This window comes from Actinoplanes utahensis (genome assembly GCF_016862455.1).
GTDB classification, from domain to species: Bacteria; Actinomycetota; Actinomycetes; order Mycobacteriales; family Micromonosporaceae; genus Actinoplanes; species Actinoplanes utahensis.
Genome location: NZ_BOMZ01000055.1, coordinates 20939 through 44553, shown reverse-complemented (window position 1 = coordinate 44553; position 23615 = coordinate 20939). Strand labels below are relative to the sequence as shown.

Below are 23615 nucleotides of genomic sequence, written 5' to 3'. Positions count from 1 at the left end.
GCTGATCGTGTGATGGACCCGGAGGAAGCCGCCGACCTGCGGGATCAGGCTGCCGACCTGGGACCGTGCCAGTGCGGTGACTCGTACTGCGAAGACACCTTCGGTAAGGCAACCGCGGGCCAGGACCGGTCCGGGTGCTGCCAGTACTGCGGCTGGTTCGACTGTGACGTGTGTGGCTGGTCCGCCACGGTGCCCGGCCAGGTGACGTCATGAAAATGAAGATCCGGGCCGATCAGCTCGAAGCGGGCACGCTCGCCGTGATCCTTGCAGTGGTCGCTGTCGCCGCCGGCTGGGCGTCGTTCACCCATGTCCACGACTGGACGATGCGCCACGCCCCCGCCGGGACACCGGACGCCTTCGGCTGGGTCAACGCCGTGATCAGCGAACTCGTCCCCGTCGCCGCGTTCCTGACCATCCGTCGCCGGCTGCGCAACCGTCAGCCGATCGGCTACCCGCTCGGCCTGCTGATCGCCGCCGCCGCGCTCTCGCTGGCCGCGCAACTCGCCGTCGCCAAACCCAGCCCCTCCGGCTGGCTGCTGTCCGCGGTACCCGCGCTGGCGTTCATGGCCCTGGTGAAGCTGGTCTTCTCCGGCACCACGACCACCCCGCCGATCCCGCCCGCTCCGGCGTCGCCTGCCGTTCCGGCCACCGCGCCGATCACCGTTCCGGCTACCGCCTCCGTCAACGTCCCGCCGACCACACCGGCTGAGATCGCGACACCGGCGCCGCCCGCGGTCACAGCTGCTCCTGACACCGCACCTGACGAGCCGCCCGCCGGCCCGCGGGTTCCGTCGGGGTTCCTCCCGCCGACCGCGCCGTCGGTCAACGGTCACGCCTTCACCGGAGGTGCCCAGTGACCGCGCCGCTGCCGATCTACTGCTCCCGCAACGGATGCGCGGTTCCCGCCACCGTCGAGATCGAGGCCGGAACCGTGGACACCGAACTTCGCCGCGCCGTTGCCTGCGACCGGCACCGCTCGGCCGTGCGCCGCTGGGCCGCCCGTGTCGGCCACCCCACCTCCACGCCGATCGATCAGCCGATGGTCGGGCAACTCACGCTCTTCTCGGTGACGGAGGTGGAGCCGTGAAGATCCGGCTCATCGGCACCCGCACCGAGTGCGCCGCCGCCGTCGACCGGCTCCACGCCGCCGCCGGTCTGCGAATCACCACGCTCGCCGGCCCGTACCCGAGTCACCGAAACCTGGCACACGTGCGCTTCTACCTGACCTGCGACCTGCTCGACCCCGCCACGGAAGGAGCCCCGCCCACATGAGCACCACACCCTTGCGGATCGGCTCGCTGTGCTCCGGCTATGGCGGCCTCGAACTCGCGACAGATCTCGTCCTCGGCCCCCTCGATCACGCCTGGCACGGCGAATACGATCCCGCCCCCGCCGCCGTGCTCGCCCGGCACTGGCCGAATGTGCGCAACCTCGGCGACATCGCCGCCGTCACCGCTGCCGACGGCTGGGCCGATCTCGACCCCGTCGACATCGTCGCGGCCGGCTACCCGTGCCAGCCGTTCTCCGCCGCCGGCATCAGAAAGGGCTTCGATGACCCCCGCAACCGCTGGCCAGACGTGCACGCGGCCATTCGCGCGCTTCGACCCCGCCTCGTCATCCTGGAAAACGTCCGGGGACACCTCAACCGCGGCTTCCCCACCGTCGTTGCCTCCCTGGCCGCCCTCGGGTACGTGGGACGTTGGCGCTGCGTACGCGCCAGTGACGCCGGAGCCGCTCACCACCGGGACCGGCTCTTCGCCGTCGCGTGGCCGCAGGAAGCAACCCCGCCCCACCTCGCCGGCGACGGGGCCGACCCTGCCCGGCATGCCGACCGGCTGACCCTGCTGCCCAGCCCGCCCACGGCCCGCGCAGGCAACAACCGAGGTGGCGCCGGCGGTCGTGTCGGCCCGATCCGGCCCTCACTCGACCAGGTCGACCGGCTCCTGCCAACGCCCACCGCCACGCACTGGGGCCGCAACGCTACTGCTCACCGTCGGGCTCCGAAGCTCACGACCAACGTTGACGGATGGACCCTCGCGGACGTGGCACACGCCGACCGGTGGGGCGCCTACACCGCCGCTATCCGTCGGTGGGAACACGTCCTCGGCCGGCCCGCTCCCGAACCCACCATCACCACCCGCGGACGCCGGCACCTGTCGCCCGTCTTCGTCGAATGGCTGATGGGCCTCCCGCTCGGCCACGTCACCGACGTGATCACCAAACGCGCCGACGCGCTGCGGATCCTCGGCAACGGCGTCGTGCCCCAAGCAGCAGCCCGAGCGCTGCGGCTCCTACTCGGCGAGTCCACCGCCCGCCCGGTCCAATTCGACCTGTTCGACGCGATGGAAGGAACCGCTGCGTGACCGCGCCAACGTTGCCCGGCCTGGACCCCGCCACACCGTCGGAGGAGCCCCGGCCGGGCTCGCGTGCCGCCCGCCTCGGCCTGCCCATGTCGGTCACGGTCCTCAAGGAGATGTGCGCCGAGTACGGCGTGTGCCTGCGTCCGGTCGCGCTGCGCCGCACCGACCTGACCACCGGCCAGACAGAGCTGATCGACATCCCGTGTGGGTCCACCCGTGAGGACGTGTGCGGGCCGTGCGCCAAACGTGCCCGCCGGTTGCGACAGACCCAGATCCGCGAGGGGTGGCACCGCAACGCCGAACCGCTGCCCGGCCCCGCCCCGGCCACCGACACCCAACGCGCGCTGATCGAGTTCCGCGCCCACCTGGAAGCCGAACGCGACACCGCCGTGCGCGCCGCCGACTGGGGCCGCGTGGCAGACGTGGATCAGGCCATCGGCGAGGTGGAAGAGAAGATCGCCGCCGAAGGTCTCCGCGGTGCCGTCGCCCCGCCCCACGACGACGAGGACCCCACCGCGGGCAAGCGCCGACACCGGTCCACCCGCCGCCGCCAGGACACCCCGGATCTTCCCCGCAAGAAGGTCGAATCCCGCACGGTGGGCCGCGTCTACACCGCCCCCGACGGCCGCGAATACCAGCCGTCCATGTGGCTGACCGTGACCTTGGACACCTACGGCCGGGTCCGCACCGACGGCACCCCCGTCGATCCCCGTACATACGACTACCGGCGGGCCGCGTGGGATGCGGTGCACTTCCCCCGCCTGCTGGACCGGTTCTGGCAGAACCTGCGCCGCTGTGTCGGCTGGAACGTCCAGTACGCCGGATGCGTCGAACCTCAGAAGCGGTTGGCCCCGCACGCCCACTTCGCCATCCGCGGCACCATCCCTCGTGAGGTGCTGCGCCAGGTCGCCGCCGCCACCTACCACCAGGTGTGGTGGCCGCCGGCCCGCGACCTCGTCTACACCCCCGACCGGGCGCCGGTCTTCGCCCCCGACAACGGCGGCTGGCTCGATCCCGACACCCGCCAGCCACTGCCCACGTGGGACGACGCGCTCGCCCTGATCGACGACGACGAGGACGCCGAACCCGCCCACGTGATCCGCTTCGGTCGCCAGGTCGACGCTCAGGGCGTGATGCCCGGCACCGAACACGCCGCCCGCACGATCGGCTACATCACCAAGTACGTCACCAAGTCCGCCGCCGACTGCCACCGCCCGGACACCGACCGGCAGCGCGAGCACCTGGACCGGCTCTGGCACGCCCTGAGGATCACCCCGTGCAACGAGCGGTGCGCGAACTGGCTGCTGTACGGCATCCAGCCGAAGAAGGCCCACAGCCGTCTCCAGCCCGGCCGCTGCAAGGGCAAGACCCACCAGCGCGCCACCCTCGGTATCGGTGGCCGGCGCATCCTCGTGTCTCGCGACTGGTCCGGCAAGACCCTCGCCGACCACCGCGCCGACACCCGCGCCTGGGTCCGCGCCCTCCTCGGTGTCACTGCCGATGCCGAATACGCCGAAACCAGCGGCTCCGAGGAGCCCGAGACTGTCTACGCCTGGGAGATGGCCAAACCGCAGGACGCCGACCTGGCGCCACTCGGTCACCGTCTGCTCCGTGCCCTCTCCCACCGTGCCCAGTGGCGGGCCTCCCTGCTCGCCGCACAGGACCGGGCCGCCCAGCTCGCCGCCGCGGATCTTTCGGCAACCGACGACACGGCAGAGGAGGCGACATGACCAAGCACCTGACAGCGGTCCCCGGCACGAAAACAATGGCCGCCGGCCCGGATGAACTGTGGACCATCGAGGAAGCCGCCGCGTTCCTCCGCGTAGAGAAAGGCACGCTCTACGCCTGGCGCAAGCGCCATTACGGGCCACCAGCCGGCCGGGTTGGCCGCCATCTGCGTTACGACTCTGCTGCCGTCCGCGCGTGGTTCCGGAACCAGGAGGCGGCCTGATGGGATCGATCGAAGACCGCTGGTGGCGGACTGTCACGAAGCCTGATGGCGGGACCGAGAGGATCAAAAAGCCCCGCTTCGGAGTCGGTCACCGGTATCGGGTGCGGTACGAAGGTCCGGACGGCGAACCGCTGAGCAAGTCGTTTCCCGATCGGCAGAAGCGGGCCGCTGAACAGTTCCTGATCAGTGTCGAGTCGGACAAGCAGCGCGGTGAGTTCATCGACCCCAACGCCGGCAAGAAGCGGTTCGACGAGTTCGCCGAGAGCTGGCTGCGAACTCACCAGTTCGACGAGTCGAGCCGGGAATCCACGGAGATCCGGGTCCGGAAGCACATCATCCCGTTCTTCCGGGGCCGTGCCGTCAACACGATCCGGCCTAGTGATGTCCGCGAGTGGGATTCCAGCCTGGTCGGAGTGCTCGCCGTCGCCACCCGCTCGGTGTGCTTCTCCCACCTCAGCGCGATCTTTACCGCGGCCGTCGACGACCGGCTGATCGCGAAGAACCCCTGTTCGGCGAAGTCGGTCACTCAGCCACAGCCGATACCCCGCAAGGTCGTTCCCTGGACGCCGCCGACCGTGGCCGCGATCCGGGCCGCCCTCCTCCCCCGATACCGCTGCACGGTGGATCTCGGTGGTGGCTGCGGCGCCCGGCAGGGTGAGATCTTCGGCGTTGCCCCCGAGGACTTCAACTTCGACGGCGGCTGGCTGACCATCCGCCGTCAGGTCAAGCGGGTCCGGTCCCGGCTAGTGTTCGGCCTTCCGAAGAACGACAAGGAACGGCAGACCCTGCTGCCCGCCTCGGTGGCCCGCGAGATCAAAGCCCACATCGCGGAGTTCGAGCCGGTCCCGGTCACCCTTCCATGGGAGGACCCGATGCGCGGCGAGCCGGTCACCGTGAACCTGGTCTTCACCACCGGGCGCCGCGGTGCGCTCAACCGGACCACGTTCAACAAGCTGTCTTGGCACCCGGCCATCACCGCCGCCGGCCTGGAGCGAACTCGGGCCAACGGCATGCACGCCCTGCGGCACCTGTTCGCCTCCACGCTGCTGGACGCCGGCGAGAACATCCGCGCGATCTCCGAATGGCTCGGCCACTCCGATCCGGCGTTCACGTTGCGCGTCTACACCCACCTGATGCAGTCCAGCCAGGGCCGCGCCCGGACCGCGCTCGACCACATGATCGGCCTCCTGATGGCCCCGCCATGGCCCCAGGGTCAAAATGACCAACAGAACGCCTGATCAGACGGCATGTATTCAACAGAATCCGGCGTACAGGCCGGCTCGTCCGCCGCCCGCACACCGGGACACCGTCTCGCGCTGACGGCTGCCGTCAGGAGACGCCGCCGATCACGGTGCGGCCCTCGTCGGCAGCGGCCCGGTAGAACGCGGCGATGGCCTCGGGGATCAGCTTGATCTCCTGGCCCGGCTGCCACCAACCTTCACCCACCAGACCGTCCGCGATCTCGGCCGCCTCCGCGGCCGTCACGACGAAGCGTTGCCGTACCCGTAGTCGAAGTCGATCTCGGGCCCGACCCCTTCCAGAGCCTTCTTCATCCACGGGAACCGCTCCGCCTCTCGCGAGACGTCCAGGAAGTCCTCGAACAGGGTGTCCCGCTCCCGGTCGATCGCCGCGATCTCGGGGTCCGGCTCGTCGTCCTCGGAGTTCCAGAGCTGCTCCAGCAGATCCGGGTCCGCCTCGATCCGCCGTGCCAGGTCGGCGGTCACCTTCACCAGGCAGAGACTCATAACCCTAGCCCCGCTCCACCGCGTCCGACAGCGGTACGGGGACGTTGGAGCGATCGGGTCAGGCGCTGAGGCGGGCCTCGGGGGCGCGGTGGGCGCCGGCGTTCTCGAAGTCGTTGCGGCTGCCGGTGAGGAAGCGGTCGATCTCGGCGTGGCCGAGGGCTTCGGCTTCCTTCTCGGCGCGGGCGCGGGCGCGTTCGGCGGCGCGGGCGGCTCGGGCGCGGGCGGCTTCCTCGGCGGCTTTGGCGGCTTCGGTGGCGGCTTCCTGTTTGGCACGGCGGGTGGCGGCGGCCTTGGCGGCGCGGGCTTTGGCGACTTCGGGGTCGAGTTTGCGGTTGGGGCGGACCTCGGTGATCACTTCGACTTCGCGTGCCTCGATGGCGGCGAAGTCGGGGCGGATCTTGGCGGCGACCCATTCGACGCCGGCGACCAGGCCGACGACCAGGGCGAAGATGATGCGCAGGCCGAGCGGTCCGGGGGCGGCGAAGTTCACGGCGGCGGAGATGACCACCACGATGGAGAGGATCTTCATGGCGGCGCGGCGGGCGTCGGCGGCCATGCCGGTGGTCTGGGTGATCGTCAGCATGGAGAGCATGGCCAGGTCGAAGACGGCCGGGACGATCCAGGCGAACATTCCGGCGCCGAGGGTGGCCAGGTAGTGGGCCTGGTGCAGGTAGCTGGCGGCCAGCGCGCCGATGAGGATCAGGTTGTTGGCGCGTTTGATCATCCGGATGGCCCTGAGCATGCCGGGCACCGCGCCCTTGGCGTACTCGGTGGCGAACTGTTGCGTCAGGGTCGGGGTCTGCAACGCCGAGCTCCTCCGGGTGTCGCGGCCGGCTGTGACGACACGCCGCGATCGGTACGGCGTGCTGGCGCACCGCGGAAACCCACGGCATGCCGGCGCACCGCAGACGATCACGGCATGCCGGCGCACCGCAGACGATCACGGTGTCCTGGCGCGCCAGGAAAGGAGCGGAAGGCGGCGCCGGAAACCGACGGTACCGGAACAGACCCGCGAGTCGGACTAATACGGAAATTAGCCTCGCGTATGCCCTAACTCGGCCATGAGGACCGCCCGGTCCGACATCGGACGGCGGCAGCGCGGGGGTCGCACGCCAACCCGGCTGCCGTGGAGAGTGGCGGCTCGACCCGCGCCACACCTCACCACGCACGCGGCGGATGCGCGCACGCGGCGGAACGGTTCGGGCGCGCCTGATCACCACGCGGACCAGGCCGGCGCACGGGAGTGTTCGTTCCCCGTACCAGCGAAGAAGGAAACGGCGGGCCGGAGCCCGCCGCAACCCGACAGCGAACCTCAGGTGGAGGAGATGTTGTCGACCGTGGTGGTGCGTTCGCGTTCGATGCGGGGATCGCCCTCGTCGGCGAAGTAGTCGGACGGCTCGGTCCCGTCGGCGCCCTCCGGCGACTTGGCGGCTCGCAGGGCGAGCGTCACGATGACCGCGACGAGGGCGTTGACCAGTACCGCCACGAACCCGACGTAGATCGTCTTCGTGCTGTCGAAGCCGAATTCGGACAGCGGGAACGCCGAGCCGCCGAAGTGTCTGCGGCCGGTGGCCGCGTTGGGGATCTGCCAGAGCATCCAGAAGCCGAGGGACATGCCGGCCGCCCAGCCGGCGATCAGGGCGCCCCGGTGCAGCCATCGGGTGTAGAGGCCGATCACCACGGCCGGGGCCGTCTGCAGGATGATCACGCCGCCGATGAGTTGCAGGTCGATGGAGAACTGCGGGTCGAGGAAGACGATGCAGGCGACGGCGCCGACCTTCACCACCAGCGACGTGATCTTGGCGACGTTGGCCTCCTGCGCGTGGGTGGCGTCCTTGCGCAGGTATTCCTTGTAGATGTTGCGGGTGAACAGGTTGGCCGCGGCGATCGACATGATCGCGGCGGGGACCAGCGCGCCGATGCCGATGGCGGCGAAGGCGATGCCGGTGAACCAGGCGGGGAACTGCTGGTCGAAGAGGACCGGCACGACGGTGTTGCTGTCGACGCTGCCGGGGTTGGTGCCGGGCAGCGGTTTCACGCCGGCGGCGATGGCCATGTAACCGAGCAGGGCGATCAGGCCGAGCAGGAGGCTGTACGCCGGTAGCGCGCTCATGTTCCGCTTGATGACGTCCCGGTTCTTGCTGGCCAGGACCCCGGTGATGCTGTGCGGGTAGAGGAACAGCGCGAGCGCCGACCCGAGGGCCAGGGTGAAGTACTGGACCTGGTTGTTGGCGTTGAGGATGATCCCGTCGTTGGGTGCCGGTGACGCCTGGAACTTCGCGTCGGCGGCGTCGAAGATCGCGCCCCAGCCCCCGAGCTTGTACGGCAGCCACAGCACCGCCACGATGATCACGATGTAGATCAGGGTGTCCTTGACGAAGGCGATGAGCGCGGGCGCCCGCAGTCCGGACTGGTAGGTGTAGGCGGCCAGGATCGCGAACGCCACGATGATCGGCAGGTGCCGGGCGATCACTCCCTCGCCGGTGACGCCCATCGTCTTGAGCACCGCTTCGATGCCGACGAGCTGGAGGGCGATGTACGGCATGGTCGCCACGATCCCGGTGACCGCCACGACGAGCGCGAGGGTCGGCGAGTCGAACCGGGTGCGGACGAAGTCGGCGGGGGTGACGAAGCCGTGCCGGTGCGACACCGACCAGAGCCGGATCAGGATCAGGAAGAACAGCGGGTAGATGATCACCGTGTAGGGCACCGCGAAGAACCCGGCGGCGCCGGCGCCGAAGATCAGGGCGGGCACGGCGACGAAGGTGTACGCCGTATAGAGGTCACCGCCCACCAGGAACCAGGTGACCCAGCCGCCGAAGCTGCGCCCACCGAGCCCCCACTCGTCGAGGTGCGCCATGTCCTTGGGCCGCCGCCACCGTGCCGCCACGAAGCCCATTCCGCTGACCAGCAGGAACAGCGCCGTGAAGATGACGATCTCGGTGATGTGGTCTCTCATGCCCCGCCCCGCTTCTTGGTCATCCGGTAGACGACCGTGGTGGTGGCGACGCCGAGCAGGATGAAGGCGAACTGCATCCAGTAGAAAAGCGGGAATCCGGCGATTCGCGGCTCGTCACGGTTGTAGAGGAAGGTCAGCAGCGGCACCACGATCGGCACCACGAGCAGCCAGTTCCAGGGACTTCTATCGGTACGGCGCGGAGTTTCCGGCTCAGCCATGGTTCTCCCCTGTACTCCTTGCGTGTGCGTTACGTCACGCTAACGAGACAGTGGACGATCGGGCGATACGCGCTGCGCCGAACGGGCGAGGCGGTGCGCCGAAAGGGCACACCGCCGCACTCGGCGAAAGGTCAGCGCAGGCCGGCCGCGATGGCCTTGGTGAGCGACGCCTTCTCGTCGTCGCCGTCGAGCGACCACATCATGGCGCCGCCGAGCCCCTTGGCCCGGATGTAGAGCGACTTCTGGAGCAGGACGGCCGGGTCGTCGTACGTCCAGAAGGTGTTGCCGTCGAAGAGCCACGTGTGACCGTTGCGCAGGTCCCGGTGCACCGTGAAGCCCTGGGCGGGGAGCTTCTTGAGGGTCTTCCAGTCCTCGGTGCCCTTGGCGAAGATGCCGGGCGCCGGTCCGGTGGCCGGCTGGAACAGGCCGTCGCCGCCGCCGGTGACCCCGGTCCAGCCCTGGCTGTAATAGGGCACGCCGAGCACCAGCTTGCGCTTGGGGGCGCCGCCGGCGATCCAGGTGTTGATCGTGTTCTCGACCGAGAAGTCCGGGTTGTCCGGGGCCCCGGCCGGCACCCGCAGCGCCGACTGCTGGTTGGTCCTCGGCTCCCAGGTGCCGTGGAAGTCGTAGCCCTGCACGGTGCCGAAGTCCAGGTACTTGAAGATCTTGTCGACCTCGAACCCGGCCTCGATCTTCGCGGGCGCGGCCGGCAGGAACGCGGTGAGCAGGTACTTCTTCCGGTTGACCTTGCCGAGCTTGTCGAGCTGGGCCCGGAACTCGGCGGCGAGCAGGGTGAAGTTCCGCTTGTCCTCGGGCCGGATGATGTTGCCGACCTCGCCGGACGAGCCGGGCCACTCCCAGTCCAGGTCGATGCCGTCGAAGACCCCGGCCGCGATGCCGTCGGACAGGCCCGGCAGGTCGCCCTTGATCCACAGGTCGAGGCAGGAGCCGACCAGCTTCTTGCGGGAGGCGTCGGTGAGGGCGGCGTCCGAGAAGTACTTCGACCCGGACCAGCCGCCGAGCGAGATGAGCGCTTTCAGCTTCGGGTTCGCGGCCTTCAGCTCGGCGATCTGGTTGAGGTTGCCGGCGTACGGCTGACCGGCGGCGTCGGCGATCCCGTCCACGCTGTTCTCCGCGGAGAACGACGTCTGCCAGTCGGCCCACGGGTCGGCGGAGGCGCACACGCCGTCGGCGGTGACCGGCCCGAACGCGTAGTTGAGGTGGGTCAGCCTCGCCGCCGCGCCGGACTGCTGGACGTCGGCGAGCTGGAAGTCGCGGCCGTAGATGCCCCACTGGGTGAAGTAGCCGACCTTGACGTACGAGTCCTTCGTATGTGCCCGTGCCTGTGCGGGAGCGGGTGCGGCAGCCACGACAGCCGAGGCTACCGCGACCCCGGCGACGAGGCGGCGGGTGAAACCGCGCATGAGCCCTCCAGGGCGAAACGTTGAAGAAAGTTTCCTAATTGAGGAAGCTAAACGTCCGCCCTGCGAGGGTCAATATCCCATTATCGAAGGTGGGCGGTCTCGTTGACCGATCTGACCGCGATGTTCCCGTCCGGCCACACGTCCATCGTCGACACACCCGCCGCGTCCAGGAACAACCGGTGCAGGAAGGCCTCACCGGCCGCCAGCGCGTCCCGCAGGATCAACTTGATCGGCGACACGTGCGAGACCAGGACGACGACCTTCCCGGGGTACGCGCTGAGCACGGTCGCCAGCGCCCCCCGCACTCGTTTCGCGACCGCCTGGAACGACTCCCCACCCGGCGGGGCGACACTCGTCGACGCCAGCCACGCGTTCATCTCGTCCGGCCACTGCTCCTGCACCTCGGCGAAGGTCTTCGCCTCCCACAGCCCGAAGTCGCACTCGATCAGGTCGTCCATGACCGTCACCGGCAGCCCACCGGCCGCGTCGGCGATCAGCTGGGCGGTCCGCACGCACCGCGACAGCGGCGAGGACAGCACCGCCGCGATGTCCTGCGAGATGCCGACGACCCGGCCCGCCGCGGCCATCGCCTGCGCCTCACCCTCGTCGGTCAGCGGCACGTCACCCCGCCCGGAGTAACGACCCTGCGAGGTCAGCGGCGTGGAGCCGTGCCGAACCAGGATGATCCGGGTCGCCTCCTCCGTCGAGGCGGGCGGCGCCCACGACTTCGGCGCCGCCGCTTTCACCGTCTCCGCTTTCGGCGCCTTGCCGGCCGCGCCGTCCATCGCCCGGTTCGCCAACTCGTCGGCGGCCTTGTTGCGCTCCCGCGGAATCCACTCGAAGGTCACCCCGGCGAACTTGCCGACAAGCGCGGCGGCCTCGGCGGCGAGCGGGCGCAGCCCGGCGTTCTTGATCTGCCACCGGCCGGACATCTGCTCGACGACCAGCTTCGAGTCCATCCGGACGGTGACCCGCTCGGCCCCCAGCTCGGCGGCGGCGGCCAGGCCCGCGATCAGGCCCGAGTACTCGGCGACGTTGTTCGTCGTGATGCCGAGCGCGTCGAACCGCTCCGCCAGCACCTCACCGGTCCCGGCGTCCAGGACCACCGCGCCGTACCCGGCCGGGCCCGGGTTGCCCCGCGACCCGCCGTCCGCCTCGACGATCACCCGCAGGCCGCTCATAGGCCGGACTCCGACGTCCGCACCATGATCCGGCGGCACTCCTCGCAGCGGACCACCTCGTCCTTCGGCGAGGACTTCACCCGGTTCAGGTCGGCGCCGTACAGCTCGATCCGGCAGGCGCCGCAGCGGCCCGCGTAGAACAGCGCCGCGCCCATCCCGGTGTCGGTGCGGATCTTGTCGTAGAGGGTGACCAGATCAGCCGGCAGGTCGGCGGCGAGCGGCCCCCGCGCCTGCGTCTTGAACTCCAGCTCCTTGGCGATGTCGGTGTACGCCTCGTCGCGGCGGCGCTCGGCGTCGGTCCGCCGCTCCACCGCGGCCGCGAGCCGGCCCCGCACCTCGGTCAGCGCCGCCTCCGCGGTCTCCCGCTTCTCCATCAGCTCCAGCTCGGCGTCCTCGAGCTCGGACTGCCGCCGCTTCAGCGAGGTCAGCTCGTGCTGCAGGCCCTCCTGCTCACGCAGCGACCCGCCCGCGTCCAGGCGCTTCTGGTCCTTGTCCTTGCGCTGGCGGACCTGGTCGATGTCCTTCTCCAGCCGGGCGATGTCCCGGTCCAGGTCGTCCACCACCACCTGGGCGCGGACCCGCTCGTCCTCGAGCGCCGAGATCTCCCGCGCGACCGCGTCGATCTCGGCGATCTCGGGCAGCGACTTACGCCGGTGCGCGAGCTGGGCCAGGGTGGTGTCGACGGCCTGCAGATCGAGCAGGCGGCGCTGGGCTTCGGGGGCGGCCTTCACGGGCGGGTCTCCAAGTCATTTCCGAAACGCATGGACGGTCCAGGGGTCGGTGTCCACGTCCGACACCACGACGTCGAGGTCGAACGCGTCGCGCAGCCAGACTGCCACGTCGTCGAGCCAGGGCCGCTCGCTCGCCCAGTGGGCGACGTCGAGCAGCGCCGGACCACCGGCCGCGAGATGCTCGCTCACCGGATGATGCCGCAGGTCGGCGCAGAGGTACGCGTCGACGCCCGCCCGGGTCGCGTCGGACAGGAACGAGTCGCCCGCGCCACCGCAGACGGCCACCGTGCGGATCAGCCGCTCCGGGTCACCCGCGGCACGCACCCCCGCCGCGGTGGCCGGCAGCCGGCCGGCCGCGAACCGGGTCAGCGCGGCGAGCGTCAGCGGCTCCGGCAGCGTGCCGATCCGGCCCAGGCCACGGCCCTCGCCGGCGGCCGCGCCCTCGGCCGGGACCAGCGGGCGCAGTCCGGTCAGGTCCAGCCGGGCAGCGAGCGCGTCGGAGACGCCGGGGTTCGCCACGTCGGCGTTGGTGTGCGCGGTGTAGAGCGCCACCCCGGCCCGGATCAACCGGTGCACGAGGGCGCCCTTGAACGTGTCCGGGGCGATCGACGACACCGGTTTCAAGAACAGCGGGTGATGGGCGACGATCATGTCGGCGCCGAGGTCGAGAGCCTGGTCGACGGTCTCCGGGACGCAGTCGACGACGCACAGGACCCGGGTGACGGGACGCTCGAACTCGCCGAGCACCAGCCCGACCCGGTCCCAGGACTCCGCCCAGTCCCGCGGGAAACGGGCATCCAGGGCGTCCACCAGCGCGCGGACCGTGCGGTCGGTCACGACCGGACCCGGGGCAGGGACGCCTTCGGCAGGCGCGGCTCGGAGCAGTCGGTCACGACTGTGCCAGCTCGGTCGTGCACTCCCGGCCCTCGCGGTCCAGGTTGCCGTCCCGAATCGGTTGGCGCAGCTCGGTGCAGTCGGTCACGACTGAAACCCTATACCGCTAGGAAACCGCCCCCGGCTCGACTCGGCTCGCCGCCGCGATCGGGTTGCTGACCGCCTGCAGGGCCCGCCGCCAGGGGAACTGGCCCCGAAAACGTTCCGTCTGCCCGGGACCGCCCAGACGGCACACGTCCTCCCCGTAGAGGACGTGCACCCCCCAGTCGCGTAGTTTCGCGAGGCTCTCGTGCAGTGCCGGATGCAGGGCCATGACCTTGTTGGTGTACGGCACCACCGCGGTGGGGACGCCGTAGCCGTACCCCTCCACGAGGAGACCCAGCACCAGCGTGTCGGTGATCCCGGCGGCCCACTTGTTGACCGTGTTGACGGTGGCCGGTGCGACGATCATCGCATCGGCCGGCGGCAGCACGTCCGGATCGCCGGGACTCTTGTAGTCGGAACGAACCGGGTGTCCGGTCTGGGCCTGCAACGCCGCCACGTCGACGAACTTACGGCCGTCCGGCGTCGTGACCACGCAGACATCCCAGCCTTCACTCTGGGCCTGACTGACCAGGATCCCGACGTCCCGGGCCATCGGCGAACCGCACACGAGCACGTACAGCACACCGGGTGAGGGGTTACCCGTCATCACTCGCGGACCCCCCACCCGCCGCCCCCAGACGGACTAAAGGCTCCCCTCATACACCGACTCCCATCTGTTCGGCCAGCTCCGCTATCGGAGCCGGCGGCGTGCCCCGGGTACGCCGGAGCACGTCGGAAAGGACTTCGTGAGCGAGGGGCCGGCACCGGATCTCCGAAGGGGCGAGCCGATCGCCCTCCAGCAGCATCTCGCCCGCCTTCTCCACATCACCGATCTGCGTGTAACCGCGGGCGATGTCGAGATAGTGGTGCGCCCGGCGTTCCGGGAGCATGGCGTGGAAGCCCGCCTTGTTCATCTTCTCGTGGGCTTCGACGGCCAGTCGCCCGTCACCCAGCTCGACCGCCGTGGCGCAGCGGTGCAGCTCGACGTTCGTCGGGCCGAAGCTGGTCCAGTAGTGATTGCAGTCGCCGCCCAGCTCCCGCGCCGCCTGCTCGGCCCCGTAGAGCAGGTCGCGCACGGTCGCACTGTCGCCGATCCGGGCCGCCGACATGGCGCCGTTGAGCAGCAGCATCCCGTACACCGAGAGCTGGTCCTCGCCGGGCCGGGCCGGGCCCACCGGCGCAAGCCGGTTGGCGATGTTGACGTTCACCTCGAGGGACGGGCGGACCCGCCCGAGCGCCAGGAGCGCGCTCCCCACGCGGTAACTGGCCAGGCCGGCCAGCAGCTGGTCGCCGGCCCGCTGCGAGACCGCGATCGAACGGTCCGCGGCCAGCCAGGACAACTCGTGCTCGCCGACCTTGCGCAGCGCCGACGAGGCGATCTGATAGACCTGCCCGAGCAGGTGCGCGGCGGTGCTCGCCTCGTCGCTGCTCGCGTGGGCGCTGTCCGCCGCCTGGGCGTCACGGAGCAGCTTGGGCAGGGCGCGCGCCAGGACCCCGTACTTGGCGTGCTGGTAGGTCAGCCAGGCATGGCTGACCGCCTTGCGCATCTCCGTCAGTGGTGGCGAATGTGGCACCGCCTGGAAGAACGCGCTCATCTGGTCATAACGCTCCAGAGCGGCGCGAATCTCCTCGACCTCCACCTGGTCGATGCAGTTCTGTGTCTCCGGTTTGCGCTCCACTTCCTTGCCCAGCAACAACGTGACATCGACCTGGAGCACGTCGGCGATGTCATAGACCACGGAGAACTTGTCGAGACGGCGGACCCCGCGCTCCACCTTGTCGACCCAGCTCTTGGATTTGCCCAGCCGGTCCGCGAACACCTGCTGGGACATCTTGCGTCGGCCCCGCCAATAGGCGACGCGGCGGCCGATCGGCAGCTCGTCCACGGTGCCTCCCCCACTCAACCGGCGGAGTCTCCGCCGGGCTGAGCCATCCGGTGTCACTCGCAGTGTGGACCGCTCACGTGTGCACAGATCGCACAGCGTGTGTGATCGCCTGCTCACCGATGCTCGTAGTTTTCTTGCAACTTGCAAAGGGTGGATCTGCCGAATCCAACGACGACCGTCGCAGCGGGATACGGCTCTCCAGCCCGATCCGGGGGTATCGAGCCATGCAGTGGACCAGCCGTCAGCCGAACGTCCCACCGTCAATCCTCGACCGGGCCCTGCTGCGCCGGGCCGCGCTGCGCTATGCCGCGCACGGGTGGTCCGTGACTCCTGGCTCGTATCTCACCGGCCACCGGTTCGACTGCGGTCGACCCGACTGCTCGATCTCCGGATGCCATCCGGCCCTGACTGAGTGGGCCGCTTCGGCGAGCGACGATCCGGTCCGGATCGCCGCGTGGTGGCGGCGCCTGCCGCACACCGTCCTCCTCACCACCGGAACATCCTTCGACGTCCTGGAGGTCCCCGCGTCCGTGGGGCGCCTCGGCCCGGGCATCGGGCCGGTCGCGGTGACCGCCGGCGGGCGATGGATGTTCCTGACGCGGCCGGGCGGCCCGCTGCGGCCCGAGTTGGAACGGCGCCTCGACGTCGTGCGGCACGGCGCCGGCTCGTGGATCCCCGCCCCGCCCAGCCGGATGCCCGAGGGCCAGGTCCGCTGGGAGGTCCATCCGGACCGGTCACAGTGGCGCCTGCCGGACCCGGAAGAGGTGCAGGAGAAGCTGATCGCCGCGCTCGGGACGGATCGCCGGGCGGGCGCCGTGGTGGTGCCACGGCAACTGTCCACATCGCGCAGAGCAGCCTGAAGCCCGGAAATCTCCTGAACACGGGAACACCTGTCACCCGACAAGGTTCTCGCAGGTCGCCGTCGGGCGCATCACCCCAGAGGATGAAGTTGTTGAGTGAATTGCGGGAAACCTCCGGCTGGTCGTGGCTGCTGTCTCCACCGCGCTGAGACAGCAGCCACGACCAGCCGGGGGTCGAGCCGTCAGATCGCGAGGTCGCGATAGGCGGCGATCACGGCCTCGGTACGGTCGGCCAGCTCCGGGCCGCTCTCGGCCACCGTGCCGGCGCCGGTGACCCGGGCCAGGGTCCGCTCGGCGTGCCGGGCCGTCGCCGCGACCTGCCGCTCCCGGATGAAACCCTCGCCGGCGCGGGCCGCGGTGTCGATGCTGCGCAGGATCCGGTTCGCGGCCTCGCCCGCCTCCCGCCACGCCGCGCCGGCACGCTCCTCCTGCAGGTCGGCGGCCATCCGGGCCGGGCTGTCCGCCGGGATGTCGGCATCGCGTACCCCCGCCAGGTCCTCCCGCAACCGCCGCAGCTCCTGCCGCCGGGCCAGCACCTCGGACAACTCCTCCAGAGCCCGGGTCAGAGACCGGTCCGCCGCGACCGGGTCGATCATGTCGCCGAGCGCCGGCCAGGTCCGCCGGACCCGCTGCGAGGCGGCCAGCGCACCCTGGAAGGCGGCCCGCTCCGGCAGCGTCCACAGCACCCGGGACCCGGTGTCACGCGGCACCGCGAACGCCGCCTGCTGCGCCGCCCGGGCCTGCCGGCGCCAGAACGCCACCAGCAGCGCCGCGCCGCCACCGGCCGCCAGCCACCAGCTGAACCCGGCCGCGCTCAGCCCGGCGACGACGAGAAGAACAGGCAGGGCGACGCGTGCGGTCAGCGTCACCCGCTCCTCCCGGCCGCGCCCGCTGGGCGGGCGGGGGACGAATTCGATCAGGCTTCCGGTCCGCTCACGGCGGGCGCGCCCACTGCGCATCCTGAGGGGGTACGAGGAGACGACCACCTTCTCGTCGTCGAAACCGGCGTGCAGCTCCGTGGTCACGTCGGCCTCCGTGGTGTCGCGCCTGCCCGGCTGTTCCCCGTCCGTCAGGGCGGGCCCCGGCCGCCGAGGGGACACCGGCCCGGACCCGCCCACCGCGGGGCTTCCCCGGCGGACGAAATCAAGAATCGGTTCCCCCCGCCCCGTCTTGAGCCCGCACCCGTTGCACCCTGGTTGCCTCTTCCCCACCGCCCGGTTGCCACCCTTTCGCCGCGCGGAACGGCCCGTCCGATCTCACCAGCCGGATCATCCCGTCGGCGGGCCACTCACCACCCGCCGACGCCCGGTGTCGACCGCGGCATCGCAACGGCGGCCGACGTCCCTCGATGGGGACCGCCTATCCTCACCGCGTGATCCCGGCGCCGAACCGCATGACCCCGGCCGAACTGGTCCTGCGCAAGTACGACGGCCGCCCGCACCGCCGGGTGACCGGCCACCTCCTCGGCACCGACGACTTCGGCACCTGGATCGGCACCCCCCGCGGTTCGGTCGTCCACTACAGCTACGGCTGGCGCCGCCGCCAGCGCACCCGCGAACACGCCGTCCGCCTGCTCCCCCACCACGGCTGGTGGATGGCGATGTTCCTGGACCGCCCGAACCGCCTGGATGTCTACTGCGACGTCGCCACCCCCGCCGAACGCGACGTCTCCCCCACCGGAATCCCCCGCTTCACCGTCGTCGACCTCGACATCGACGTCCTCCGCTTCCGTTCCGACGGCCGCGTCCAGATCGACGACGAGGACGAGTTCCACCAGCACCGCGAGCATTTCGGCTATCCGGCCGACGTGGTCACCGCGGCCGGCAGCGCCGCCGACGCGCTTCACCAGGCCTTGGCCGGCCCACACGACCCGTTCACCGGCCGTCATGAGATCTGGATGAACCGCATGCTCGCGGGGACCGGCCGCCACCGCTGAGCCCACCGGGCCCTCATCATCGGTTCGTCGAAGATCGCTGCCGCGCAGCACGCCGACCTGCCGGCATCGCCAGGAGCGCCCTGAGCCGGCCGCCCTGCTGCACAGGCCGTCGCTCAGGGTGCGACTCAGGAGGGCTCCCGTCCTCGACACCGTCGTAGTCGTGCTCATCGACGAAGTTGAAACGGCAGGCGAGCACCCGCTCATGAAGGTCACCGACCGGATCCGAGAAACGCAGCCGGATGTCCAGTATCCGCAGACGTCGGAGGCATTCCCGGGACATCATCATCGCGATGAGGTTCCGGTCGAGCAGGGATGTGCCCGGCGGCACGGGAAGGCCCGCTCGCAACAGGGAGCAGTAGAAGCCGTCGCCACGAGCCATCCCGAAACTGTCCAGCAATTCATACAGCTCGGCGTGGTCGATCCATCCGGACGTGTGCTCCTGCGTCGAGAGAGCGACGCGGTAATGGACACCGACGAGGACCGCACCGCCGCCCCCGCCGTTGAACACGTTGACGATCATCATATGGCGGATGTCGCTCAGCCAGTACGCCGCCGAACTACGCTCGGCCTCGCTGCGGACGGGGCCCATCGTCCAGCCGATCGAGGGTCGTACGGTCTCCGCGTATTGCATGCGGGTGAAGACCACGACGATGAGAACGGTGAGCACCGTAGCGCCCGACTCCAGGTTGAGCAGCTCCAGTTTCCACGGCCACCGCTTCAGATAGCCGTCCGGAACGTTCTGCCGGATGACCTCCCAGACCACCATGAGGAAAGCCAGCACCCCAGCCGCGATGGGAACCGCGACGAACAATCTCTTCCGCCTGATGACGCGCTGAAGCGACGAGTCGATCTCCACAACATCGAAGGTCTTGTCCACAGTCGCCATGCCTCGAGAGTGAGGGCCGCCGTCAACAGGGATGCCCACCGGCGGCATGATCCCGCACAACCACGCTGGCATGGCGACCCCCAGTACGGCAGTCGCCATTCGTGATCATGGCTGGAGTTCGAGGTGGAGACGGTGCAGAGAGACCGGGCATGCCTGCTCGCTGCAAGCTGCCCGGTCCACTGCAGTTCGAGTGGTGGGCGCGGTAGGTTTCGAACCTACGACCCCTCGCTTGTAAGGCGAGTGCTCTCCCACTGAGCTACGCGCCCGGCACACGGCATGGCCGGAGCCGTCATCTTACCCTGCCGCTGATCGAGGGCGGGAAACGGCGACCTCATCGCCGCAAAGCGGGATCAGCGGCCGAGGGTGGCGAGGGCGGCGCGCCAGGCGTTCTGGTCGCGGGCCTCGCCGGGGCCGTTCATCTCGGCGAAGCGGACGGTGCCGGTGGCGTCGACGAGGAAGGTGCCGCGGTTGGCGATGCCGCGTTCGGAGTCGAAGACGCCGTAGGCGTCGGCGACGGCCCCGTGCGGCCAGAAGTCGGCCAGCAGGGGGAAGTCGAAGCCTTCCTGGAGAGCCCAGACCTTGTGGCTGTACGACGAGTCGACGCTGATGGTGAGCACCTGGACGTGCTCGTTGACGTAGGTGTCCAGGTTCTGCTGGATCTCGGTGAGCTCGCCGTGGCAGCGGCGGCTGAACGCGAGCGGGTAGAAGACCAGAAGGACCGCCTTGCGGCCGTGGAAGCCGGCGAGGCGTACCTCCTGGTTGTTCTGATCCTTGAGGACGAAGTCCGGGGCCGGCGCGCCCACGTCGATCGGCATCCGCCCAGCCTAGAACGGGCTTTGCCGGCCGTCGCGCCGGATACCACCAAGATCGCTACGCCGGGTGGGCGTGCGCCGCTGGGCCGGCGCCCGCGGTGGGCGCCGACCTGGGGGGAGGTCGCAGTGAGCTACTTCTTCTTGGCGCCCCGGGGGGAGACCAGGCGTGCACCGGTCCAGTCCTTGCCGGCGTTCACCGTCGAGGTCTGCTGCAGACCCGCGGTGGGGGCCGACTCGCTGATCTCGCTCGGCTCGACGTGCCCGTCACGGCCGGCTTTCGGGGTCAGCAGCCACACCACGCCGTTGTCGGCGAGGGGGCCAAGGGCATCGGTGAGAATCTCGAAAAGGTCACCGTCGCCGTCGCGGTACCACAGCAGCACCGCGTCGACCACCTCGTCGGTGTCCTCGTCGACCATGTCACCGACGCGTTCGGTCAGGGCGTCACGGAGATCCTCGTCGACGTCATCGTCGTAACCCATCTCCATGACCACCATGTTCGGCTCCAGGCCGAACCGGTCCGCCAGGCTGCGTACGCCGTCGGCCTGACCCGCGGTCGCGCTCACTGTCCAAATCCTCCTAGCCGTCAAAAAAATACCGTCGAAATGTTCCGGAACCTGGGGGTAGTCCACACATTCCGGGGCCGGTGCGCAAGTGGCGCACCGAGTGTGTGGCAATTTACCGTGCCAGCAGCGTGTGGGCACCCTGTGTGATGGCATCCTCTCCCACCAGCACGTGCTGGGCTGCGGGACCGAGCGGAACCGGCGCGTCCGCGGCCGCGACCCGGCGCGCGGATCCGACGAAGGATCCGTCGACCAGGGCGGCCAGCACGCCCTCGCCGACGCCGCCGGAGCGCCGGGTCTCGTCGACGATCAGCACCCGGCCGGTGGCGCCGGCCTCCCGTACCAGGTCAGCGACGGGGAGCGGGTTGAGCCAGCGCAGGTCGACCACGCGGGAGCCGTAGCCTTCGGCGGCCAGCTGGGCGGCGACACGCAGCGACATCCGGACGCCGTTGCCGTACGTCACGATGGTCAGGTCCTGGGCGGTGCCGAGCCCGTAGATGCGGGCCCGGCCGATCGGGACGTGATCCTCGGCCCATGCGCCGGGCGGCGGGTACGGCGCCAGCCACTCATTGTCGCCTTGTTGATAGAGGTCCCTCGTCTGGTAGAGGGCGGCCGGCTCGAGGAAGACGCAGACGCTCCCGTCCACCTCCGCCGCGGCGAGGCAGGAGCGCAGCATCGGCACGGCGTCGGAGGCGCGGGCCGGCACCGCGACGACGAGGCCCGGCACGTCGCGCAGGGCGGCCACGGTGTTGTCGTTGACCAGGTGCCCGCCGACGCCGAACGGCTGGGGCAGGCCGGGCACCCGCAGCACCATCGGGTTGCGGTAGGCGCCGGAGGACAGGTACGCCATGGTGGCGGCCTCGGCCCGCAGCTGCTCGGCGCCGTCGGTGAGGGCGGACAGGCAGTCCAGCTCGGGCACCGGCAGCAGGCCGGCCGACCCGGCGCCGAGGGCCAGGCCGAGGATCGTGGTGGTGTCCGGCGGGCTGTCGAAGACCCGGTCACCGGCGTGCTCGTGCAGGCCGCTGGTGACGCCGTACCGCCCGCCGCGGGTGGTCGCGGGCCCGAAGGCCAGCATCCGCGGGTCGGCGGCGAGGGCGTCGACGAGGGTCGCCCCGATGGCTTCGGCCAGGGTCATCGGCCCGGCGTCCTCGGGTAGCCGCCCACCGAAGACCCGCTGCCGGACCGTCCCGGCGCCGAGGGCCCGGTCGGCGTGTTCGGCGACGGCGTGCGCGACCCGCAGCGGCCGGCGCGGGGCGAGCGTGGCGACGATCTCGCCGACGGCGGCCAGTTTCGGTTCGCCGAGCACCTCCTCGGCGGCCTTGCGGACCTGCCAGCCGACCTCGTCGTACCGGGTGATCACCTCGTCGGGGGTGTACAGCCCGGCCGCGACGAGCAGCCGGGCGGCGCCGATCAGCGGGTCGCGGTCCAGTCCCTCGTCGCCGGGGTCCGGGTCGCCGGGCCGGCCGAGCAGGCGCACGGCGGACAGGTGCAGGACGGCGGCGCGGCGTTCGGTGCGCACGAACTCGGCGGCTTCGGCCGCCGCGTCGTACGCCGCGGCCAGGTCGCCGCCGTCGGCGAAGGAGTACCGCAGCCCGGGGCGGTCGCGCAGCGCCGCCGCGACCAGGCCGTCCGGGTGCGGGCCGCCGGGGGTGTCGTCCTCGCAGACCAGCAGCAGCGGCAGGGGACCGCCGGCGTGGTCGAGGCGGCCGGCGGCGGCGAGTGCGGCGGCGCCGCCGGGACGGCCGGCCGCGCCGTCGCCGAAGGTGGCCACCACGATCGCGTCGGCCGGCCAGGGGTGTTCGCCGCCGCGGCTCAGGGCGTGCGCGAGCCCGACGGCCCGGGGCAGGTGGCCGCCGGAGGTGGAGACGGCCGGGATGAGGTGCAGGCCGGGGTGGCCGAACACCTTGTCGCGGCCGCCGCTGATCGGGTCGCGGACCGAGCCGACCACTCCGCGCAGGACGTCCCGGGCGGCGTCCTCGAGCCGGCGGCCACGGTCCTGGCCGGCGGATCCGGGGTGACGTTCCGCGCGGACGCAATAAAACGCCGCGGACCGGTGGTGCAGCAGTGCCGGATCGTCGCCGCGCAGCGCCGCGGCGACCGCCGCGTCGCCCTCGTGCCCGGCCGATCCGCCGGTGTGGAAGCCCTCGTTGAAGCTGCGCAGCCAGCGCGCCGCGAGGTCGAGGTGGCGGCTGGTCAACTGGGCGTCGAAGAGGTCCCGGGCGCCGGCGCCGGTCAGGGTGGCGCCGTCGCGGACCGGGTCGCCGGGAGGGCGCCCGGAATCCGGTGGCGGCAGGGCCGAGACCGCATCGCGGAACCGCTCGTCGAGGCTTTGCGGGGTGGTCACGAATCTCAGCATTCCCGACCGGAGCCAGCCGTGCCACTGCGAAGAGAATCGATCTTTGCACGGACCGTGCGCATCCGGTGGTGTAATCGGGACATGATCTTGTGGGCTGCCGCCCGGTGCGCGTTCTGGCTGATCTGGACAGCGACCGCGTTCCTGCTGCTCGATCTCTACATCTAGGCTTGTCCGGTGGATCACCCGAGTGCGAGGCGAGGCCCTGGGTGATCCACCGGACAAGTCCTAAGCTCGCGTGATGCGTACCGAAGTGATCACCGTGCGGACCGGCGGCGCTCCCGTCGTCGTGGACATCACCCGTGAGGCGGCCGATTTCGTGGCGTCCGAACGGGACGGTCTGCTGAACGTCTTCGTCCCGCACGCGACGGCCGGGCTGGCGATCATCGAGACCGGGGCGGGCTCCGACGACGATCTGCTGACCGCGATCGACGATCTGCTGCCGGCCGAGGACAAATGGCGGCACCGGCACGGCTCCCGGGGGCACGGGCGCGACCACGTCCTTCCGGCGTGGATTCCGCCGTACGCCACATTGCCGGTGATCAACGGCCGGATCGCGCTCGGCACGTGGCAGTCGATCTGCCTGGTCGACCCGAACGGCGACAACCAGGTCCGCCAGGTACGTTTCTCCTTCGTGGCCGGCTGACGTCCCACCGGGGTCAGGAAGTTACTGGTCAGTACGTGTGTCGCGCGTCGCTGCAACGGCCGGTAGGCGTGACGGGCCCCACGGTGAGGGGGCAGGATGGAGAGATATTTCCGAGCGATTCGCCACCTT

26 protein-coding genes and 1 tRNA gene are annotated in these 23615 nt (G+C 70.5%); 10 read left to right on the top strand and 17 right to left on the bottom strand.

The window, feature by feature from the left end:
- The first annotated feature begins 209 nt into the window (after positions 1–209).
- The 7 genes from Aut01nite_RS43650 to Aut01nite_RS20975 all read left to right on the top strand — a co-directional run bounded on the left by Aut01nite_RS43650 (position 210) and on the right by Aut01nite_RS20975 (position 5549).
- Complete coding sequence (locus tag Aut01nite_RS43650) at positions 210–857, top strand: hypothetical protein (RefSeq protein ID WP_373871525.1); 648 nt, start codon at positions 210–212, stop codon at positions 855–857.
- The gene (locus Aut01nite_RS21000; protein WP_043525409.1) at positions 854–1087 is read left to right on the top strand and encodes a hypothetical protein; all 234 of its coding nucleotides are present in this window, start codon (positions 854–856) and stop codon (positions 1085–1087) included. Before Aut01nite_RS43650 ends, Aut01nite_RS21000 begins: the two co-directional genes overlap by 4 nt.
- Positions 1084–1272: a hypothetical protein gene (locus Aut01nite_RS20995; protein WP_043525408.1), complete on the top strand. Its 189-nt coding sequence runs from the start codon at positions 1084–1086 to the stop codon at positions 1270–1272. The genes Aut01nite_RS21000 and Aut01nite_RS20995 overlap by 4 nt, the downstream gene beginning before the upstream one ends.
- Positions 1273–1283: 11 nt before the next feature.
- Positions 1284–2363 carry a DNA cytosine methyltransferase gene (locus tag Aut01nite_RS43645; protein WP_236642715.1) on the top strand — a complete coding sequence of 360 codons (1080 nt, stop codon included), beginning with the start codon at positions 1284–1286 and terminating at the stop codon, positions 2361–2363.
- On the top strand, positions 2360–4090 hold the full coding sequence (locus Aut01nite_RS20985; protein ID WP_043525406.1) for a replication initiator: 1731 nt from the start codon (positions 2360–2362) through the stop codon (positions 4088–4090). The genes Aut01nite_RS43645 and Aut01nite_RS20985 overlap by 4 nt, the downstream gene beginning before the upstream one ends.
- Before the next feature lie 35 nt (positions 4091–4125).
- Complete coding sequence (locus Aut01nite_RS20980; RefSeq protein WP_043525404.1) at positions 4126–4311, top strand: helix-turn-helix transcriptional regulator; 186 nt, start codon at positions 4126–4128, stop codon at positions 4309–4311.
- A gap of 101 nt (positions 4312–4412) precedes the next feature.
- Positions 4413–5549: a tyrosine-type recombinase/integrase gene (locus Aut01nite_RS20975; RefSeq protein ID WP_052163759.1), complete on the top strand. Its 1137-nt coding sequence runs from the start codon at positions 4413–4415 to the stop codon at positions 5547–5549.
- 91 nt (positions 5550–5640) lie between these two features.
- Here Aut01nite_RS20975 and Aut01nite_RS20970 read toward each other — a convergent pair whose 3' ends face one another.
- The 11 genes from Aut01nite_RS20970 to Aut01nite_RS20920 all read right to left on the bottom strand — a co-directional run bounded on the left by Aut01nite_RS20970 (position 5641) and on the right by Aut01nite_RS20920 (position 15433).
- A complete protein-coding gene (locus Aut01nite_RS20970) occupies positions 5641–5796 on the bottom strand; it encodes a hypothetical protein (protein ID WP_161790642.1) in 156 nt (51 codons plus the stop codon).
- The gene (locus Aut01nite_RS20965; protein WP_043525403.1) at positions 5793–6056 is read right to left on the bottom strand and encodes a hypothetical protein; all 264 of its coding nucleotides are present in this window, start codon (positions 6054–6056) and stop codon (positions 5793–5795) included. Before Aut01nite_RS20965 ends, Aut01nite_RS20970 begins: the two co-directional genes overlap by 4 nt.
- A gap of 58 nt (positions 6057–6114) precedes the next feature.
- Complete coding sequence (locus Aut01nite_RS20960) at positions 6115–6861, bottom strand: DUF2637 domain-containing protein (RefSeq protein ID WP_043525401.1); 747 nt, start codon at positions 6859–6861, stop codon at positions 6115–6117.
- Between the two features lie 507 nt (positions 6862–7368).
- Positions 7369–9015, bottom strand: a complete 1647-nt coding sequence (gene mctP, locus Aut01nite_RS20955; RefSeq protein WP_043525400.1) for a monocarboxylate uptake permease MctP — start codon at positions 9013–9015, stop codon at positions 7369–7371.
- On the bottom strand, positions 9012–9233 hold the full coding sequence (locus Aut01nite_RS20950) for a DUF3311 domain-containing protein (RefSeq protein WP_043525399.1): 222 nt from the start codon (positions 9231–9233) through the stop codon (positions 9012–9014). The genes mctP and Aut01nite_RS20950 overlap by 4 nt, the downstream gene beginning before the upstream one ends.
- 131 nt (positions 9234–9364) lie before the next feature.
- Positions 9365–10657 (bottom strand): glycoside hydrolase family 18 protein, encoded by a 1293-nt coding sequence (locus tag Aut01nite_RS20945; protein ID WP_043525398.1) that lies wholly within the window; start codon positions 10655–10657, stop codon positions 9365–9367.
- An 80-nt stretch (positions 10658–10737) separates the two neighbouring features.
- The gene (locus Aut01nite_RS20940; protein WP_043525397.1) at positions 10738–11838 is read right to left on the bottom strand and encodes a bifunctional RNase H/acid phosphatase; all 1101 of its coding nucleotides are present in this window, start codon (positions 11836–11838) and stop codon (positions 10738–10740) included.
- The gene (locus Aut01nite_RS20935; protein WP_043525396.1) at positions 11835–12569 is read right to left on the bottom strand and encodes a zinc ribbon domain-containing protein; all 735 of its coding nucleotides are present in this window, start codon (positions 12567–12569) and stop codon (positions 11835–11837) included. Before Aut01nite_RS20935 ends, Aut01nite_RS20940 begins: the two co-directional genes overlap by 4 nt.
- A gap of 15 nt (positions 12570–12584) precedes the next feature.
- Positions 12585–13406, bottom strand: a complete 822-nt coding sequence (locus Aut01nite_RS20930; RefSeq protein WP_043525395.1) for a Nif3-like dinuclear metal center hexameric protein — start codon at positions 13404–13406, stop codon at positions 12585–12587.
- 163 nt (positions 13407–13569) lie between these two features.
- Positions 13570–14154: a flavoprotein gene (locus Aut01nite_RS20925; protein WP_043525394.1), complete on the bottom strand. Its 585-nt coding sequence runs from the start codon at positions 14152–14154 to the stop codon at positions 13570–13572.
- A 49-nt stretch (positions 14155–14203) separates the two neighbouring features.
- On the bottom strand, positions 14204–15433 hold the full coding sequence (locus tag Aut01nite_RS20920) for a helix-turn-helix domain-containing protein (RefSeq protein WP_043525392.1): 1230 nt from the start codon (positions 15431–15433) through the stop codon (positions 14204–14206).
- A gap of 224 nt (positions 15434–15657) precedes the next feature.
- Between Aut01nite_RS20920 and Aut01nite_RS20915 the strand changes: the two genes are divergently transcribed.
- Positions 15658–16293 carry a bifunctional DNA primase/polymerase gene (locus tag Aut01nite_RS20915; RefSeq protein ID WP_043525391.1) on the top strand — a complete coding sequence of 212 codons (636 nt, stop codon included), beginning with the start codon at positions 15658–15660 and terminating at the stop codon, positions 16291–16293.
- 182 nt (positions 16294–16475) lie between these two features.
- Here Aut01nite_RS20915 and Aut01nite_RS20910 read toward each other — a convergent pair whose 3' ends face one another.
- The gene (locus Aut01nite_RS20910) at positions 16476–17318 is read right to left on the bottom strand and encodes a hypothetical protein (RefSeq protein WP_204037612.1); all 843 of its coding nucleotides are present in this window, start codon (positions 17316–17318) and stop codon (positions 16476–16478) included.
- A 347-nt stretch (positions 17319–17665) separates the two neighbouring features.
- Between Aut01nite_RS20910 and Aut01nite_RS20905 the strand changes: the two genes are divergently transcribed.
- Positions 17666–18229 (top strand): DUF402 domain-containing protein, encoded by a 564-nt coding sequence (locus Aut01nite_RS20905; RefSeq protein ID WP_236642712.1) that lies wholly within the window; start codon positions 17666–17668, stop codon positions 18227–18229.
- Positions 18230–18245: 16 nt separating this feature from the next.
- Here Aut01nite_RS20905 and Aut01nite_RS20900 read toward each other — a convergent pair whose 3' ends face one another.
- The 5 genes from Aut01nite_RS20900 to Aut01nite_RS20880 all read right to left on the bottom strand — a co-directional run bounded on the left by Aut01nite_RS20900 (position 18246) and on the right by Aut01nite_RS20880 (position 22843).
- On the bottom strand, positions 18246–19115 hold the full coding sequence (locus Aut01nite_RS20900) for a hypothetical protein (protein WP_152628719.1): 870 nt from the start codon (positions 19113–19115) through the stop codon (positions 18246–18248).
- 191 nt (positions 19116–19306) lie between these two features.
- Positions 19307–19381 (bottom strand) — tRNA-Val (locus Aut01nite_RS20895).
- An 84-nt stretch (positions 19382–19465) separates the two neighbouring features.
- Positions 19466–19930 (bottom strand): peroxiredoxin, encoded by a 465-nt coding sequence (locus Aut01nite_RS20890; RefSeq protein ID WP_043525387.1) that lies wholly within the window; start codon positions 19928–19930, stop codon positions 19466–19468.
- Positions 19931–20058: 128 nt separating this feature from the next.
- The gene (locus Aut01nite_RS20885) at positions 20059–20490 is read right to left on the bottom strand and encodes a DUF3052 domain-containing protein (protein ID WP_043525386.1); all 432 of its coding nucleotides are present in this window, start codon (positions 20488–20490) and stop codon (positions 20059–20061) included.
- A gap of 112 nt (positions 20491–20602) precedes the next feature.
- Positions 20603–22843 (bottom strand): transketolase C-terminal domain-containing protein, encoded by a 2241-nt coding sequence (locus tag Aut01nite_RS20880; RefSeq protein WP_043525385.1) that lies wholly within the window; start codon positions 22841–22843, stop codon positions 20603–20605.
- Positions 22844–23081: 238 nt separating this feature from the next.
- Here Aut01nite_RS20880 and Aut01nite_RS20875 point away from each other — a divergent pair, with 238 nt between their 5' ends.
- Positions 23082–23486: a YjbQ family protein gene (locus Aut01nite_RS20875; protein ID WP_043525384.1), complete on the top strand. Its 405-nt coding sequence runs from the start codon at positions 23082–23084 to the stop codon at positions 23484–23486.
- Positions 23487–23615: the final 129 nt, after the last annotated feature.

Coding starts and splice junctions, on each gene's coding strand:
- Aut01nite_RS20965 (WP_043525403.1), bottom strand. CDS start 6,056: ATGAGTCTCTGCCTGGTGAAGGTGACCGCCGACCTGGCACGGCGGATC.
- Aut01nite_RS20900 (WP_152628719.1), bottom strand. CDS start 19,115: ATGGCGACTGTGGACAAGACCTTCGATGTTGTGGAGATCGACTCGTCG.
- Aut01nite_RS20980 (WP_043525404.1), top strand. CDS start 4,126: ATGGCCGCCGGCCCGGATGAACTGTGGACCATCGAGGAAGCCGCCGCG.
- Aut01nite_RS20875 (WP_043525384.1), top strand. CDS start 23,082: ATGCGTACCGAAGTGATCACCGTGCGGACCGGCGGCGCTCCCGTCGTC.
- Aut01nite_RS20945 (WP_043525398.1), bottom strand. CDS start 10,657: ATGCGCGGTTTCACCCGCCGCCTCGTCGCCGGGGTCGCGGTAGCCTCG.
- Aut01nite_RS20915 (WP_043525391.1), top strand. CDS start 15,658: ATGCAGTGGACCAGCCGTCAGCCGAACGTCCCACCGTCAATCCTCGAC.
- Aut01nite_RS43650 (WP_373871525.1), top strand. CDS start 210: ATGAAAATGAAGATCCGGGCCGATCAGCTCGAAGCGGGCACGCTCGCC.
- Aut01nite_RS20890 (WP_043525387.1), bottom strand. CDS start 19,930: ATGCCGATCGACGTGGGCGCGCCGGCCCCGGACTTCGTCCTCAAGGAT.
- Aut01nite_RS20880 (WP_043525385.1), bottom strand. CDS start 22,843: ATGCTGAGATTCGTGACCACCCCGCAAAGCCTCGACGAGCGGTTCCGC.
- Aut01nite_RS20950 (WP_043525399.1), bottom strand. CDS start 9,233: ATGGCTGAGCCGGAAACTCCGCGCCGTACCGATAGAAGTCCCTGGAAC.
- Aut01nite_RS20925 (WP_043525394.1), bottom strand. CDS start 14,154: ATGACGGGTAACCCCTCACCCGGTGTGCTGTACGTGCTCGTGTGCGGT.
- Aut01nite_RS20940 (WP_043525397.1), bottom strand. CDS start 11,838: ATGAGCGGCCTGCGGGTGATCGTCGAGGCGGACGGCGGGTCGCGGGGC.
- mctP (WP_043525400.1), bottom strand. CDS start 9,015: ATGAGAGACCACATCACCGAGATCGTCATCTTCACGGCGCTGTTCCTG.